This is a genomic window from Streptomyces sp. NPDC001634 (assembly GCF_040298185.1).
Classification (GTDB): Bacteria; Actinomycetota; Actinomycetes; order Streptomycetales; family Streptomycetaceae; genus Streptomyces.
Genome location: NZ_JBEOZU010000149.1, coordinates 1 through 14,233, shown reverse-complemented (window position 1 = coordinate 14,233; position 14,233 = coordinate 1). Strand labels below are relative to the sequence as shown.

General features: G+C 68.0%; 12 protein-coding genes and 7 pseudogenes. 7 read left to right on the top strand and 12 right to left on the bottom strand.

Annotated features, from left to right (window positions below; genetic code table 11):
- Positions 1-343 (top strand): peptide deformylase (locus ABT186_RS45470; protein WP_351930270.1); only part of this gene is annotated, 343 nt, incomplete at its 5' end.
- Between the two features lie 173 nt (positions 344-516).
- Here the strand turns inward: ABT186_RS45470 and ABT186_RS45465 are convergent.
- Positions 517-1,110 (bottom strand): TetR/AcrR family transcriptional regulator, encoded by a 594-nt coding sequence (locus ABT186_RS45465; RefSeq protein ID WP_351930268.1) that lies wholly within the window; start codon positions 1,108-1,110, stop codon positions 517-519.
- A 259-nt stretch (positions 1,111-1,369) separates the two neighbouring features.
- On the opposite strand from ABT186_RS45465, the gene ABT186_RS45460 reads away from it, so the two are divergent.
- The gene (locus ABT186_RS45460; protein WP_351930266.1) at positions 1,370-2,533 is read left to right on the top strand and encodes an FAD-dependent oxidoreductase; all 1,164 of its coding nucleotides are present in this window, start codon (positions 1,370-1,372) and stop codon (positions 2,531-2,533) included.
- Here the strand turns inward: ABT186_RS45460 and ABT186_RS45455 are convergent.
- Positions 2,525-3,331, bottom strand: coding sequence for an IS5 family transposase (locus tag ABT186_RS45455; protein ID WP_351930274.1), 807 nt, complete (start codon positions 3,329-3,331; stop codon positions 2,525-2,527). The genes ABT186_RS45460 and ABT186_RS45455 overlap by 9 nt on opposite strands.
- Before the next feature lie 257 nt (positions 3,332-3,588).
- On the bottom strand, positions 3,589-4,008 hold the full coding sequence (locus ABT186_RS45450; protein ID WP_351930264.1) for a MarR family winged helix-turn-helix transcriptional regulator: 420 nt from the start codon (positions 4,006-4,008) through the stop codon (positions 3,589-3,591).
- Between the two features lie 93 nt (positions 4,009-4,101).
- On the opposite strand from ABT186_RS45450, the gene ABT186_RS45445 reads away from it, so the two are divergent.
- The gene (locus ABT186_RS45445) at positions 4,102-5,022 is read left to right on the top strand and encodes an alpha/beta hydrolase (protein WP_351930262.1); all 921 of its coding nucleotides are present in this window, start codon (positions 4,102-4,104) and stop codon (positions 5,020-5,022) included.
- Positions 5,019-5,807, top strand: coding sequence for an SDR family NAD(P)-dependent oxidoreductase (locus tag ABT186_RS45440; RefSeq protein ID WP_351930260.1), 789 nt, complete (start codon positions 5,019-5,021; stop codon positions 5,805-5,807). Before ABT186_RS45445 ends, ABT186_RS45440 begins: the two co-directional genes overlap by 4 nt.
- Before the next feature lie 100 nt (positions 5,808-5,907).
- Here the strand turns inward: ABT186_RS45440 and ABT186_RS45435 are convergent.
- The 5 pseudogenes from ABT186_RS45435 to ABT186_RS45415 form a co-directional block, all read right to left on the bottom strand.
- Positions 5,908-6,295: pseudogene (locus ABT186_RS45435) on the bottom strand (YbhB/YbcL family Raf kinase inhibitor-like protein); the annotation flags it as partial.
- Positions 6,287-6,618 (bottom strand): annotated as a pseudogene (locus ABT186_RS48205) (Tn3 family transposase); the annotation flags it as partial. The pseudogenes ABT186_RS45435 and ABT186_RS48205, both read right to left, overlap by 9 nt.
- Positions 6,516-6,821, bottom strand: a pseudogene (locus tag ABT186_RS45425) (transcriptional regulator); the annotation flags it as partial. The pseudogenes ABT186_RS45425 and ABT186_RS48205, both read right to left, overlap by 103 nt.
- Before the next feature lie 48 nt (positions 6,822-6,869).
- Positions 6,870-7,097, bottom strand: a pseudogene (locus tag ABT186_RS45420) (transposase); the annotation flags it as partial.
- A gap of 72 nt (positions 7,098-7,169) precedes the next feature.
- Positions 7,170-7,629 (bottom strand): annotated as a pseudogene (locus ABT186_RS45415) (transposase family protein); the annotation flags it as partial.
- Positions 7,630-8,064: 435 nt separating this feature from the next.
- Between ABT186_RS45415 and ABT186_RS45410 the strand changes: the two are divergent.
- On the top strand, positions 8,065-8,808 hold the full coding sequence (locus tag ABT186_RS45410) for an alpha/beta fold hydrolase (protein WP_351930258.1): 744 nt from the start codon (positions 8,065-8,067) through the stop codon (positions 8,806-8,808).
- A 257-nt stretch (positions 8,809-9,065) separates the two neighbouring features.
- Here ABT186_RS45410 and ABT186_RS45405 read toward each other — a convergent pair whose 3' ends face one another.
- Positions 9,066-9,488 (bottom strand): winged helix-turn-helix transcriptional regulator, encoded by a 423-nt coding sequence (locus ABT186_RS45405; protein WP_351930256.1) that lies wholly within the window; start codon positions 9,486-9,488, stop codon positions 9,066-9,068.
- A gap of 131 nt (positions 9,489-9,619) precedes the next feature.
- Between ABT186_RS45405 and ABT186_RS45400 the strand changes: the two genes are divergently transcribed.
- A complete protein-coding gene (locus tag ABT186_RS45400; RefSeq protein WP_351930254.1) occupies positions 9,620-10,492 on the top strand; it encodes an aldo/keto reductase family oxidoreductase in 873 nt (290 codons plus the stop codon).
- A 73-nt stretch (positions 10,493-10,565) separates the two neighbouring features.
- On the opposite strand, the pseudogene ABT186_RS48200 reads toward ABT186_RS45400, so the two are convergent.
- Positions 10,566-10,880 (bottom strand): annotated as a pseudogene (locus tag ABT186_RS48200) (hypothetical protein); the annotation flags it as partial.
- A 274-nt stretch (positions 10,881-11,154) separates the two neighbouring features.
- Here ABT186_RS48200 and ABT186_RS45385 point away from each other — a divergent pair.
- Positions 11,155-11,872, top strand: a pseudogene (locus tag ABT186_RS45385) (IS5 family transposase).
- 15 nt (positions 11,873-11,887) lie between these two features.
- Here the strand turns inward: ABT186_RS45385 and ABT186_RS45380 are convergent.
- Both ABT186_RS45380 and ABT186_RS45375 read right to left on the bottom strand, forming a co-directional pair.
- The gene (locus ABT186_RS45380; RefSeq protein ID WP_351930252.1) at positions 11,888-12,481 is read right to left on the bottom strand and encodes a 3'-5' exoribonuclease domain-containing protein; all 594 of its coding nucleotides are present in this window, start codon (positions 12,479-12,481) and stop codon (positions 11,888-11,890) included.
- A 270-nt stretch (positions 12,482-12,751) separates the two neighbouring features.
- Entirely contained in the window at positions 12,752-14,071 is a 1,320-nt protein-coding gene (locus ABT186_RS45375; protein ID WP_351930272.1) for an IS630 family transposase, read from the bottom strand.
- Positions 14,072-14,233: the final 162 nt, after the last annotated feature.

Below are 14,233 nucleotides of genomic sequence, written 5' to 3'. Positions count from 1 at the left end.
TGGACGACTGCTCGTCGCGCACATGCAGTCCGAGGCCCGTGCCGCCGGGCTCGACCGTGTCAAGGTCGTGTCGCATCGTCCCGCCGAGGACTTCTGCCACCGCGCCGGTGGCTTCTTCGACGTCCGCGGCTTGGTCCCCCGTCCACTGAAGATCACGGTGGAGGCCACCTCCCTGACCGGCGAGACCACGACGACCGAGTACGAACGCGGACTAGCCCGTCTCATCCACCACGAAATCGACCACCTCGGCGGAGTTCTCTACACGGCCCACATGCTGCCCGGGGTCGATCCGATCCCCGTGGAGGAGTACCGGCAGACCGGGCGAGCTTGGGCATACGAGTAGGACCGATATCAGCAACGCTGGCGCCTGCCGGTGATGCCAGCTCAGGACTGGGATCAGAATGAGGTGCGCTCGCCGCTCGTCAATGACGGGCTGCCAGTTCTCGTTGCCAGGCAGGGGTGGGTGCGGCCAAGACGCGCGGCGGGGGCGGGCGGGCTCAGCAAACAGCCCAGGCGCTACGGCGCGGGCGGCTTGCTTGGCGGTTCCCAGCCCTGGGTGAGGATGTCGAAGATTTCCTCGACGGCGGCCCGGCGGTCCTGCCGGCCGCGAGCGAGAACCGGGATCTGGAGTACGAATCGAGCAAGAGCTGCACATGCGAGGTTGTCGTGGTCCACGCCGATCTCGTCGGCGATGGCTGCACTGAGGCCGTCGGTGTGCCGGGTCCACATGCGTTCGGCGTACTCGCGTAGCGCCGGCGTTGAGTCGACCAGGTTGGTGAACTCGGCCATCTGTGGATGCGCCGCGATCGGCAGCCAGGTGTCGAGGACGTACTGTCGGAGGGCATCGAGGATGCTCTGGCCGGATGCCCGCTGCCGCACCGCGGCGGTCAGTTCTGACTCCCGGTCCTCGTCCTCGTCGAATACCAGCGCTTCCTTGCCGCTGAAGTGCTTGAACACCGTAGCGGTCGACACGTCGGCGGCGTCGGCGATGTCACGGATGCCCACCTGATCGTAACCGCGCTCCAGGAAGAGCTGTAGCGCGGCGTCGGCGATCGCCTGTCGGGTGGCCGCCTTCTTGCGTTCGCGGCGGCCGACGGGGGGAACGGTCATGACTTGAGCGTATCCGATAGTCGAACCCTTAGAAAAGTTGACTCGTTGCACTTTTGTATTTGATCTGCTTTTGTGGGTGTGGCTGTTAGTCGAGCGGCACATCCTCGCCGGCATGCAGATCACCTGCGCCGCACAGTTGGTCGCCGTCTCGTTCATCAAGGGCACCCCCGCTGCGGGGCCCGTCCGAGACCGAGGTCGACCCGGAACGCCCTGGCCTGCTCGCCCGATGCCCCCTCTTCGTCGACTGAAAGGAACAACCATGAACTCCCCAGAGCCCGCCCGCGCCGGCATCAGCATCATCGGCGCCGGACCCGGCGGCCTGACCTGCGCCCGCATCCTCCAGCAGCGCGGCATCGCGGTCACCGTCTACGACCGCGATCCGAGCCCCGACGCACGCAACCAGGGCGGAACCCTCGACCTGCACGCCGACAACGGTCAAATCGCCCTGCGCGAAGCCGGCCTGCTCGACGAGTTCTTCCAGCTGGCCCGTCCCGAAGGGCAAGAAATGCGCCAGATGGACCCCACTGGCCAGATCACCTTCCACAAAGTCCCGGAGACCGACGAGCTCTTCAAACCGGAAATTGACCGCGGCCAGCTGCGCAGCCTGCTCCTCGACTCCCTGCACCCGGGAACCGTGCACTGGGGCCGCGCCCTCGACACGATCAGCGGGCCCACCGACGGGCCGCGGCAGTTGCGCTTCGCCGACGGCACGACCATCGAGACCGATCTGGTCATCGGCGCCGACGGCGCCTTCTCCCGGGTACGCCCGGCCGTGTCCCCCGCCGTCCCCCAGTACACCGGGGTGAGCTTCCTGGAGGCATGGTTCTCCGACGTCGACAACCGGCACCCCGATATTGCCGAGCTGGTCGGTTGGGGAAGCGCCCACGCAGCCGACGGCAAGCGTGGCCTGTTCGCCCAGCGCAACAGCGGAGACCACATCCGCGTCTACATCATCCAACGGGTCCCGGTCGACTGGATCAGTGCGAGCGGCCTGACCACCAACGACACCCACGGCATCCGCACCGTGCTCTGCGACGAGTACGCCCACTGGTCGCCCCGCATGCGCCAGATGATCACCGAAAACGACGGCCCCTACGTCGACCGCCCGCTCTTCGCCCTCCCGGTCCCGCACACCTGGGAACACAACCCGACGGTGACCCTGCTCGGCGACGCCGCCCACCTCATGCCCCCGCTCGGCGTCGGCGTCAACCTCGCCATGCTCGACGCCAGCGAACTCGCCCTCGCCCTTGCCAACGCCGCCACCGTCGACGACGCCATCCGCACCTACGAGAAGACCATGCTCCTCCGCTCCACCGAGACGGCCAAGGTCTTCGAACACGGCGCCGAGCACCTGCTGTTCACTGACGTACCCGACTTCGACAGCGACAGCGACACCCCGCCCCAAGGACCGGGATCACAGTGAGGTCTTCAGCCGACGCCAGCAGATGATGGCGCAGCCCAGGGTGACGAAGGCTTGGTGGATGTCGTCGCGAATCTCCCAGCGGCTACGCAGGCGCCGGAACCAGTACAGCAACGCGAGCGCGCCCTCCACGCCCCAGCGGTGGATTCCGAGACCGGAGCCGTGCCCGGTGCCGCGTCGAGCGATGATTGAGATGATTTCCAACCGGCGGACCCGGTCACGGTGCACGTCATGGCCGTAGCCGCGGTCGGCGTAGAGGCGCCGGGGACGACGCAGCAGTTGGCCGCACCTGCCGTGGATCGGTGGAACGGCCTGGATCAGCGGGATCAGCTGGGTGACGTCGTTGCGGTTTCCGCCGGTCAAGGTCACCGCCAGAGGGATGCCATGTGCCTCGACAATCACGTGGTGCCTGCTGCCGGTCTTGCCCCGGTCCACCGGGGAGCGTCCGGTGGCCGGCCCGCCCTTCAGCGCGCGTATCAGTGCGCGTACGTGCGAAGTGCCGACGGCGGCCCGGGAGAAGTGCAGCATCCCGGCCGAACGTAGTTCGGCGCGCAGCAACTCGTGCAGGCGCTGCGACACCCCGGCCTCGTTCCAGTCCCGCAGCCGCCGCCAGCAGCTCATCCCCGAGCCGAAGCCGAACTCCTGCGGCAGGTGCCGCCACGCGATGCCGGTGTACAGCACGAACTGGATCCCGCACAGCACCCGGCGGTCATCGATCCGCCGCCGCCCCGGATACCGAAAACACCGCTCGACCACCGGCAGCAGCGGCTCGATTCGCTCCCACAGCCCGTCCTGGACCAGCCACGGCTTGCTCCCACCACGCGTCTCGGCCGCACCCGCCCCCTGCCTGGCACGCACAACGAACTGACAGCCCGTCATTCCCCCAGCCGCGAACACCTCATTCTGATCCCAGCCCTTAGCCGAGTCTGCATGGCTGCAAGCACCTCCGCTCGTCCAGACAACTCTTGCCGATCAAGCGGTGAGTCCGGTGCCTGTGAGGCTTCCTTCGACGAGACCGGGTCGGTACCGGACCTGGCGCGGGATCTGTGGGGTCAGCTTCATCGGTGCTCGGTGAGCAGCGTGGTGAGGCTGTCGGTGATCTGGTTGCGGGCGGCCGGCGACAGCGAGGCCAGGCGGTGTTCGATCTCCTGGTCGAGGGTGGTGGCGGCGGCGTCCAGGAGCGCGCGTCCCTGTGCGGTGAGTTCCACGATGGAGGAGCGCCGGTTGGTGGGGTGAGGCTGGCGCTGGACGTGGCCGGCCTTTTCGATCCGGTCCACGGCTTGGCTGGCACCGCCGCTGGTGATGGCGAGTTGGTCGGCGATGTCCTGGACACGGCAGTGGGGGGTCTGGGCGATGACGCGCATCGGCAGGTAGTGGGCGAGCGGCAGGTCATGGGTCGTGCGCAGGGCGGTGTCTGCTTCGTTCCACAGCTGGATCTGGGCGCGCACCACAAGCCGCAGGAAGTCCTCGTTGTTCACCGATCCGCTCCTCAATGCCTTGCCGTCATGGTTCATAGTTCTTAAGATCTTAGCTCTAACGAACTCTGGCTTCCAACACTGAGGACGACAGCCATGAGCACCATCCAGATGGACAAGGTCACTGCCCTGCTGCGCGGCGCGTCGCTCGACCTGGCACAGGATCCGCTGAAGATGCGTCCGGTGTACCGCGCCATGCTCACCGCCGCTCCGGTACCCGCCGACGTGCAAACCGAGCCGACCGCACTCGGCGGAGTCCCCGCACTGCGGGTGCGTATCGAGGGGACGGTCCCAGCCGCCACCATCGTGCACTTCCACGGCGGCTGCTACGCCGTCGGCTCCCCGGAGACCAGCCTCAACCTGGTCGCCAACCTCGCTCGCCGCACCGCCGCCGAGGTCATCTCCGTCGACTACCGGCTCACCCCCGAGCACCGCTACCCGGCTGCCGTCGACGACGCCCTCACGGCCTACCGTGCATTGCTGGACGCCGGAGGCGAGCCGTTGCGGATCGCGGTCGCGGGGGAGTCGGCCGGGGCCGGTCTGGCGATGGCAACCCTGCTGGCCGCCCGGCGCGCAGGGCTGCCGCAACCCGCCGCGGCCCTGCTGCTGTCACCGTGGGTGGATCTGACCCAGTCCGGCCGCAGCCTGGAGTCCAAGGCCGAGGTCGACCCGTCGATGACCGCCACCGCCCTGCGCGTTCGAGCCGCGGACTACCTGGGCGACGTCGACCCGCGCGGCGAGCTGGCCAGCCCTGCCCTCGCCGACCTGCGCGGCCTGCCGCCGATGCTCGTCCAGGCTGGCAGCCACGAGGTCCTGCTCGACGACGCGGTGCGCCTGGCCGCGCGTGCCGCCGACAGCGACGTCGACGTCATCCTCGACGTCGTGGCCGGGGCACCGCACGTCTTCCAGGCGTTCGCCGCCGTCCTGGACGAGGCTGCCGCGGCACTCGACCGCGCCGCGGCCTTCCTGCGCGACCGTCTGGACCCGGCCGCCTCGCCGACGCAGGTCGTGGCATGATCGGCCGGCCCACCGCGCTGGTCACCGGAGCCAGCAGCGGCATCGGCGCCGCCACAGCCCGGCTGCTCGCAGCACAGGGCTACGACCTGATCCTGGTGGCCCGCCGCGAGGACCAACTGGCCGCCGAGGCCGAGTCCTTGCGCCAGGCGGGAAGCCGAGTCGAAATCCTGGCCGCTGACCTGGCCGACCATCAGGGCCTGCGCACCGTGGCGGACCGCGCCCAGGACGGCCCGGTGGACCTGCTGGTCTCCAACGCCGGTACCAGCGCTTACACGCCGCTGGCCGACCTCACCCCCGACGACGTCGACCACCTGTGGAGGCTCAACGCCACAGCGCACATCACCCTCACCCGGGCGGTACTCCCGGCGATGCTGCACACGGGCTCCGGCGGCATCATCACCGTCGCTTCCCTGCTGGCCTTCAGCGCCGGCCTCGACATGGGCTTCCCGCGCACCCTCTACGTGGCCGCGAAGTCCGCCGTCGTGGGCTTCACCCGAAGCCTCGCAGGCGAACTGCGCGAGACCGGGGTGAGTGCCACCGTCGTGTGCCCGGGCCTGGTCGACACGGAATGGTCCGGCGGCGCCAACCAGGGCGACCCGCGGGCCATGCCCGCCCCCGACGTCGCCCAATCCCTGCTCACGGCCCACCGGCAGGGCGAAGTGCTGTGCGTTCCCGGCATCGAGGACCGCGACGTGATCCGACGCTGGACAGACACCGAACCCACCCTGCTGCTCCAGGGCAACCATGCCGAACTCGCCCCCAGATACCGGTGCCCAGCCCCGTGAACCGGGCTCAGGCACTGTCGGGCAGCTGGATCGGCCAGCTGACGGGCGGGTCGGCGAGCGGGCGAAGCCGAACGTGGAGAAGCTCGCAGACCGTGCTCCGGTACCCGGCCGACAAGGCGGCGCCGATGAAACGGGCGGCGCGGGCGTCGTGGGGCAGCTGGAAGGCACCCTCGGGCAGACCCGAGCCGGTGTCGTCACCGACGCCCTCGGGCGGAGCGGTGACGATGGCGGGGATGTCGGCGACCGCCCAGTGCCAGAACCCCGACCCGGTGGGGGCGTCGGGGTCGTAGACGGTGACGGCGTAGCTCTTGGTGCCTTCCAGGGCACCGCTCCAGGAAAGCTACGGGGAGACATCCTTCCCGCCCGGGACGCCGAAGATCCCGGAGAACTGCTCGGGCGATCCGGCCGCGCCGTCAGTGACGGTGGCGCTGATGACGGTGAAGGGAAGCCGCCTCGGGGAGCCGGGCGAAGGGGTCGGTGGCGATCATCGCGTCGCTTCTTTCATGCCGTGCTGTGGCGGGGTGGCGATATGCGGCCGACAGGGGCCCCAGCGTCGTGCAGAGCACCATGGCGTTCAGGGCCAGGCCGAGCGCGCCGAGTTGTCTTCCATCCCATCCCGGTATGCCTGGTGGATGGTGCCCTTCTTGCCATGGCAGATGTCGCGTGGCAGCTTCCGGCTCGACTCCTGGACGGTGAGCTGCTTGTGCATCAGCCGCCGGTAGGTGTCGTCGGCAGGGTCGATGACGGCCGTGCGGCGTTGGCGTAGGGCGTGGCGAGTTCGGCGAACGCAGTGGCCAGTTGGGGTGGGCCGATGACTTGGATGCCGGTGTCGAAGCGGCCGATGGCGGCGGCGAGGCTGGTCCATGACCAGGAGCCGAGGGTGAGGCGGCAGCGGTCGGGGCCGAGTTCTTCGACGATTCGGTCATGCTCGAAGGGGGCCACGGCCTGGGCGGGGAGGTTGAGGATGACTTCGCCGTGGCAGGGCCAGTCGGCGGTGGAGCCGTCAGTTTGTCGGCGGTCACGTAATTCGGCTCTGTCGCGGATCTTGTGACGACTGCGGTGTCATGTGCTGTGAAGGATGCGTTTGCGGAGAAGCGGGAGGTGCGCGCGGCCGAAGCCCATGCGCTTGAGGAGCTTGGCTCTCGTGACATGACCTTCGACCTGGCCAGAGCTCCAGGAGGTGGCGAAGGCGGCGGTGACGGCGTCGAGGTCGCGGTGGAAGCCGTTGACCAGTGAGTGCAGGGCGGGCAGGTCGTCGGCCTTGACCCGGTCCATCCATGCGGGGAGGGCCTCGGTCGCGGCAGATCACTTCAACCTCGGGATGGTCACGCAGCAAGGTGGCCAGCGGCTCGGCATCCCGGCCGGGCAGCACGTCGGCCGGGCGCCGCGTTTCCAGGTCCACCAGGATCGTGGCGTAGGACTCGCCCTTGCGCAACGCGAAGTCGTCGACCCCGAGGACCCGCACGTTGATCTGTGGTAACTCCGGTAATCCGCGGAGGAGTTCAAGGAGCTTGTCCTTGGCGACGCGGATGCTCAGCATGGCTGCGAGCCGCGCACCCGGCCGACCCGCCAGACACGCGGCGATCGAGGTGAGCAGCGTGCGCAGCAGCGGCGTGTACCGGGCATGCGGGCTGGTCAGTCCTTCGATCTGCTCGGCGAACGTCACTGCCGGACACTGCGAATTGAGGCACTTGAACCGGCGCACCACGAGTTCGATCACAGCCGGGGCTCCGCCGACGGGCGCGTCAGCGAGCCGGCGCGCGTACCGGCCGTGCACACGCCACGACACCACCCCGCATCTTGGGCACCTCGCCGTCGGCACTGCGGAGTGAGCGCAGAACGTGACCGTTCCGGCCGCACGCTCGATCGACTCGACCACCACACCTGCTAAATGCGGTAGCAACCGCCCCAAACCTCCTGAACCGCACACCTGGTAGATGCCCAGTTCAGGCGGGTGTCGTCACAAGATCCGCGACAGAGCCGAATTACGTGACCGCCGACAGTCGCCGACGGTCGGCCTGAACCTCCTCCTCCACTCTCGCGGAAGGAACCCCCATGCCCAGCCACCGCACGGCGTCGGTGACGACGGCACGCGACGCTCGCCCTGGCCTCCATCGCAGTCGCCGCCTGTGGCCTCACCGCCTGCGACGCAGCCACTGCAAAGAACGCGCAACCGGCTACAACCGTGTCCCGAACCAGTGCAACGGCATCCTCGGCGTCCCCAACGGCAACGACCGTCGCCCAGCCCTCACTGCACATGATCACCAACCACGGTCACAAGCTGGCGTTCTACGTGACGCCTGGCCACGGCCCGGCCATCGTCCTCGACGCCGGCGGAGGTCTCGACGCGTCGTACTGGAAGAAGATCGTGCCCGTCCTCGCGAAGCAGACCGGGTCCGAGATCATCACCTACGACCGCACCGGGGAAGGCAGGAGCAGCGACGTACCCGGGCCATGGAGGGCACAGAACGCCGCCTCCGACCTCGCGGCCGGCCTGACGCAGCTGGGAGTCACCAAGAACGTGGTCCTGGTCTCCCACTCCCTCGCCGGGGAGATCGCGACATACTTCGTCAGGCCGCACCCGCGCTGGATCACCGGCGCCGTCCTCGTGGTCGCCAGCCTCCCCGAGTTCTACACCGACGGCGAGGCCGCCAAGCTGGTTGCCGCGAACGAGCAGCAGATCGCAGCGCTCAAGAAGCACCCGCAGACCCGGGCGACCCGCCAGCTCCTCGCCGAGGCCGACCACTACGGGCCCGTACACCGCGCCTACCACAAGCTGTCCTGGCCCCAGAGCGTGCCCGCCACCGCGATCGTGTCCGCCAAGACTCCCTTCCCCACACCCGTCGACGCCCAACTGTGGCGACAAGCCCAGCAGGAGTTCGTCAGCGCAGCACCCAACCGCCGCCTGGTCGTGGCGGATCGCAGCTCTCACGACATCCCGATCGACCGGCCCGACGTCGTCATCAAGACGATCGAGGACATGGCGAACCGGGTCCGCTAGGCAGGCGCACAGGTGGTCAGGGCCGACGGCGCTGTGCGCAAGGCCCTGGCGAGGTGGTGGGCGGCGCGAAGTACCGCGGAGAAACCTCATGGCCCGCATCAACCAGGCGGTTTCGTTTGGATCAGCCGCTCGTCGTTCCGGCCTCAGCCCGGTCGCAGCGTCCGGTCCCGGAACAGCGGCTCGATCCGCGTCCACTGCACGTCACGCAAGGTCAGGTTCATCTAAGCCCGCAGCAGAGACGGAGAACGCCGTCCACGCTAGGAAGCTCGTGCGTCGTGCTTCTCGCGGTTAGCGATGACTTGGCCCATGTGGGTCTGCGCCCACTGTCTGAGCCCGCGTGTCAGATGGTGAAGTGAGAGGCCGAGGTCGGTCAGCTCGTAGGTGACGGTGACGGGGACCGTGGGTGTCGCGGTGCGGGTGAGCAAGCCGTCGCGTTCGAGGGCTCGTAGGGTCTGGGTCAGCATCTTCTGGCTGACGCCGGCCAGTAGCCGGGCGAGTTCGGAGAAGCGCATCGCCGTCGGGGCGTGCGATGCGCCGGGCTGTTCGGACGCGTCACCGCCCAGTGCGCACAGGATCAGGACGACCCACTTGTCTGAGATCCGGTCGAGGAGCTGACGGCTGGGGCACACCGCCAGAAACGCGTTGTACTCCGCCTTCTTGTCGGCCTTCGTCGTCGCCATTGATCACGCCTCGCACCCTCTGGGTTAGTTAGGCACTTCAGAGTGCCTACTTCCCGATGGGAAGTTTGTCTCCAATGCTGGTGCAAGGGGGCCGGAGACACCACCCCTGGCAATAAGTGAAAGGCATTACGATGAACACGCCCTCCACACCTCTTCCCGGCGGAACCTGGACGCTCGGTGACTCGACCGTCACCCGATTCGGCTATGGCGCGATGCAGCTCGCCGGACCGTGGGTCATGGGGCCGCCCGCTGACCACGACGGCGCCCTGGCCGTCCTGCGCGAGGCAGTCAGCCTCGGGATCACCCACATCGACACCAGCGACGCCTACGGACCACGCATCACGAATGAGCTGATCCGCGAAGCGCTGCACCCCTACCCGGAGTCTCTGTTCATCGCCACCAAGGTGGGCGCGACCCGCGACGCGCAGGGCGGCTGGCCCACGGCCCGGCGCCCCGAAGACCTGCGCAAGCAGGTCCACGAGAACCTCGAATCCCTCGGCGTCGAGGCGCTTGACCTGGTCAACATGCGTATGGGCGACGCTGAGGGCCCCCAGCCCGACTCGATCACCGAAGCATTCGAAACGCTCGTCGACCTCCAGCGAGAGGGCTTGATCCGTCACCTCGGCGTCAGCAACGTCACCGCGGAGCAGATTGCCGAGGCACGCGGCATCGCCCCGATCGTGTGCGTGCAGAACATGTACAACCTCGCCCACCGCCACGACGACGACCTCGTGGACCACCTCGCCGCCGACGGCATCGCCTACGTGCCGTTCTTCCCCCTGGGAGGCTTCACGCCGCTGCAGTCCGAAGCCCTCTCGCAGGTCGCGAGCCGGCTGGAGGCGACGCCGATGTCGGTCGCGCTGGCCTGGCTGATGCAACGCTCGCCGAACATCCTGCTCATCCCTGGTACCTCGTCAACCGCCCACCTGCGCGAGAACATTGCAGGCGCCGGGCTTTCCCTCTCCGACGAGGACGTGGCTGAACTGGACAGCATCGGCCACTGAACAACACACAGGTCGTCGACCGAGCCAAGCGGTTTCACTCGGCTCATCGGGCGCAGCAGGTGGATATTGCTGGTCAGTCCGCCCCGTGAGCGCCCCAGTGCCTCCCGCCCATCCGCTTCCACACGCGCACCGCCCCCTTTTGCGGGTAGTCGCGTGGCGGCCGACGCCGAGCCCCAGCCGCATGCAGATGTGCCCGGCAGGAGGTGGAGCCGATGCATTCGCGCCTGCGCTGCGCGCTCCCCGCTCCTACCGCCTTGGCCAGGGCCCCGTCGGGATCGGCGGCGCCGACCTCCTGGAACAGCACTCCGTTGATCACTTTGCGGTGATCGGACCACTGCCCGCCAGGCTTGCCGTTCGCGGGCAGTAACGGCTCGAACTTCTGCCACTGCGCGTCCGTGAGCTAGTGTCGCCGCACCATGACACGCACCTGCCCAGCCCAAGAGCTGATCCACCCAGCCCAGCAAGAGCCATCAGAAACGGCCTAGCCGGCAAGCAGTGGACGGAGGTGACGGCCTCATCGGCCTGCGTCCGGCCACCGGTGCGGACGGGATTTAATGCCTTAGAGCTCGCGCAGATAGGTGGCGTGGGGAGCCTCGGCAGCAAGGCGGGCACAGGTTCGGGTGATCATGGAGCTGCGACGCTCTGTGATCACTGGGGGACCTGTGCCCGTGCTGCCATCATGGCTGACCGACCCGCTCCCGGGGCCAATTCTCGGCGCCGCTGCCCGAGCGCCCGACGGTCGATCCGTCCCACCCGCTGGGCTGCCACCGGCCCCGGATCAGCGACCGGATCGTGTTCGACAAGCTGCTGCGGTTCGGCTGCTCCTACCAGGCGATCGCCGACACGACCTGTTCGGCGACCACCATCCGCAACCGCCGCGACGAGTGGATCAGGCTCGGCCTCTTCGCCCGGCTCAAGCAGGTCGCGCTGGAGTCCTACGACCGCATCGTCGGGCTCGTGCTCGACCAGATCGCCATCGACGGCTCGATCACAAAGGCCCCCGGCGGCGGAGAAGTCGCCGGGCGCTCACCGGTCGACCGCGGCAAACAGTGGCTGAAACGCTCGGGCATGACGGATGGTTACGGAATCCCGCTCGGCCGGGTCCTGGCCGGGGCGAACCGCCACGACTCCCCGCTGCTCGCCCCGACCTTGGACCTGCTGGACGACCTCGGGCCGCTGCCCGACGACATCACCGTCCATCTGGACGCCGGCTACGACTCGGACAAGACCCGCACCGAACTCACCTCCCGCAACCTGCACGCCAGCATCGCGCACAAGGGCGATAAGGCGCCGGTCCAGGCCAGTCAGCGCTGGCATGTCGAGCGCACGCACGCCCGGCAGAACGCCTTCTACCGGCTTGCCCGCTGCTACGGGGGGTAACTTGATCCTTCCAGGTCACCGCCGTGCCGCCACTTTAGCCAGCGCCCGCGCCCGCACCAGGTTGTGCCGGGCATCCGCGAGCGCGTTGTGCTCACCTTCTGGCTGCTCCGGCAGACTCGGATTGCCGAGGCGCTCGCACTCCTGCCTGAGGTCATTCGTCCACATCGGGATTCCGGCCGGCATGTCGGAGAGCCGATCGAACAGCTGCACCAGGGCCACGTGGTCGTAAGACGCGTACCAGGCCCACAGCTTGGGGTCGGGGAAGGAGCAGATGAACTGCTTGACCTCGGTCGCGACCCGCGGAGGCGGCTTCACGTACTGGTGGTCCGGGCGCTCCTTGTTCCAAGACCATCCCCCGGCCAACGCCTTCGACGGATCAGGACAGTCCAACCGCAGGGCGCTCCCGGTGTCGCGGTGCGAGGCCGTGATTGGCAGCGACGGGGTGACGTGCTGGCGCAGCCACGGGTGCGCGAGGGCGTCGCCGATCAGCTCGGGATCGTCGATCACGGCGTAATACTCCTCCCCGCCCGCCGCGACGATGGCAATGGAGATCAGACGGATCGTCGAGCCGTTCTCCAGGAACTCGGTGTCGATGTACAGGTCGGTCATGTGGCGTGGGGCTCCTCGGTCGGGTCGCTTGCGGTGCCCAGCAGTACAGGGGTCTGGCAGTAGCCTGGTCGGCCCGGCTCCCGAAGCGGCACCGGCAGGCGAGGTCGTGGCCCGCGAGCGCCCGGCGGCGCCCGCGGGTCCCAGTCGATGCTCTCGCAGGCGATGCGAGCGCGGAATAGCTCGACTGAGTGAGCCCGATCCCCAGCCAGCCAGCCAGCCAGCCAGCCCGGCCACGGCGACGCTAGTGTGATGCGCCAGAAATCCTGAGGGTTAGTTCTGCTCTGTTTTCTGGCCGGTGGGTCCGACCTTGGTGAGGTAGTCGGCGAGGGAGTTGAGGATCTCGTCGGCTGTCTTGGTCCAAGTGAAGGGCCGCGGGTTCTCGTTCCAGGTGTTGATCCACGCAGTGATGTCGTCCTCCAGTGCCTTCACGGAGGTGTGGACGCCGCGGCGGATGAGCTTGTCGGTCAGCAGGCCGAACCACCGCTCCACCTGGTTCATCCAAGAGGAGCCGGTGGGGGTGAAATGGACGTGGAAGCGGGAGTGCTTGCCGAGCCACGTCCTGATCTCGGTGGTGTTGTGGGTGGCGTAGTTGTCACAGACGAGGTGCACGTCGAGTCCGGCGGGCACGGCCTTGTCGATCCGGATCAGGAACTTCTTGAACTCGATCGCCCGGTGGCGGCGGTGCAGTGCCGATATGACGGTGCCGTCGGCGATGTTGAAGGCGGCGAACAGGCTGGTGATGCCGTGCCTCAGATAGTCGTGGGTGCGGCGTTCGGGCATGCCCGGCATCATCGGCAGCACTGGCTGGGACCGGTCCAGCGCCTGGATCTGGCTCTTCTCGTCCACGCAGAGCACGACCGCCTTCTCGGGCGGGTGGTGGTACAGGCCGACAACGTCGACGACCTTGGCGACGAACTGCGGATCGGTGGACAGTTTGAAGGAGTCCTGCAGGTGGGGCTTGAGGTCGAACCGCTTCCAGATTCGCCCGATCGTCGACTTCGACAGGCCGGTGCGCTGGGCCATCGAGGCCCGTGACCAGTGCGTGTCCTGTCCAGGGAGCGACTCCAGGGTGGCCACGACGACCTCCTCGACCTGGTCGAGGAGGATCGAAGGCGGCCGGCCCGAGCGCGGCTCGTCATGCAGACCATCGAGGCGTTTTGCGATGAACCGGGCCCGCCAGCGGTCCACGGTCGACCTGTCGATGCCGAGGTCGGCCGCAGCCTGCTGGTTCGTCCCGCCCTCCGCGCAGCGCAGCACGATCTTGGCCCGCAACGCGAGGAACTGGGCGGTCTTGGCCTGCCGCGCCCACTGCTGCAGCTGTCTGCGCTCAGCATCGTCGAGGATCAGGTCGGCCTTCGGCCGGCCGATCCAGCCGGCGTCCTCAAGTCCAGCCATCCGCTCTGCGGCGAATGCCCGACGCCACTTGCCGACCGTCTTGGCCTGGACACCGACGAGCCGTGCGACACCCGCGTTTGACATGCCGTCAGCACACGCCAGGATGATACGGGCCTTCTCAGCCGAGCGCCGGTGCGGCATTTTCGTGCGGCGCACCAACTCGGCGCGCTCCGCCTCGGACAACACGATCGCCACAGCAGAAGGCCCCGAATGCGACATGACAACAGGGTACTTACTAACCATCAGGATTTCTGGCGCATCACACTAGTGTCGTGCGCCGCAAATCACACGGGTAAGTTGCTACCTGTTTGGCGGACTGATTTTGGTGAGGTAGTCGGCGAGAGATTTCAGGATCTC

Bases quoted from the DNA above. Each gene is read 5' to 3' on its own strand.
- ABT186_RS45400 (WP_351930254.1), top strand. From the start codon at position 9,620: ATGAACACGCCCTCCACACCTCTTCCCGGCGGAACCTGGACGCTCGGT.
- ABT186_RS45440 (WP_351930260.1), top strand. From the start codon at position 5,019: ATGATCGGCCGGCCCACCGCGCTGGTCACCGGAGCCAGCAGCGGCATC.
- ABT186_RS45445 (WP_351930262.1), top strand. From the start codon at position 4,102: ATGAGCACCATCCAGATGGACAAGGTCACTGCCCTGCTGCGCGGCGCG.
- ABT186_RS45465 (WP_351930268.1), bottom strand. From the start codon at position 1,110: ATGACCGTTCCCCCCGTCGGCCGCCGCGAACGCAAGAAGGCGGCCACC.
- ABT186_RS45410 (WP_351930258.1), top strand. From the start codon at position 8,065: ATGATCACCAACCACGGTCACAAGCTGGCGTTCTACGTGACGCCTGGC.
- ABT186_RS45460 (WP_351930266.1), top strand. From the start codon at position 1,370: ATGAACTCCCCAGAGCCCGCCCGCGCCGGCATCAGCATCATCGGCGCC.
- ABT186_RS45380 (WP_351930252.1), bottom strand. From the start codon at position 12,481: ATGACCGACCTGTACATCGACACCGAGTTCCTGGAGAACGGCTCGACG.
- ABT186_RS45405 (WP_351930256.1), bottom strand. From the start codon at position 9,488: ATGGCGACGACGAAGGCCGACAAGAAGGCGGAGTACAACGCGTTTCTG.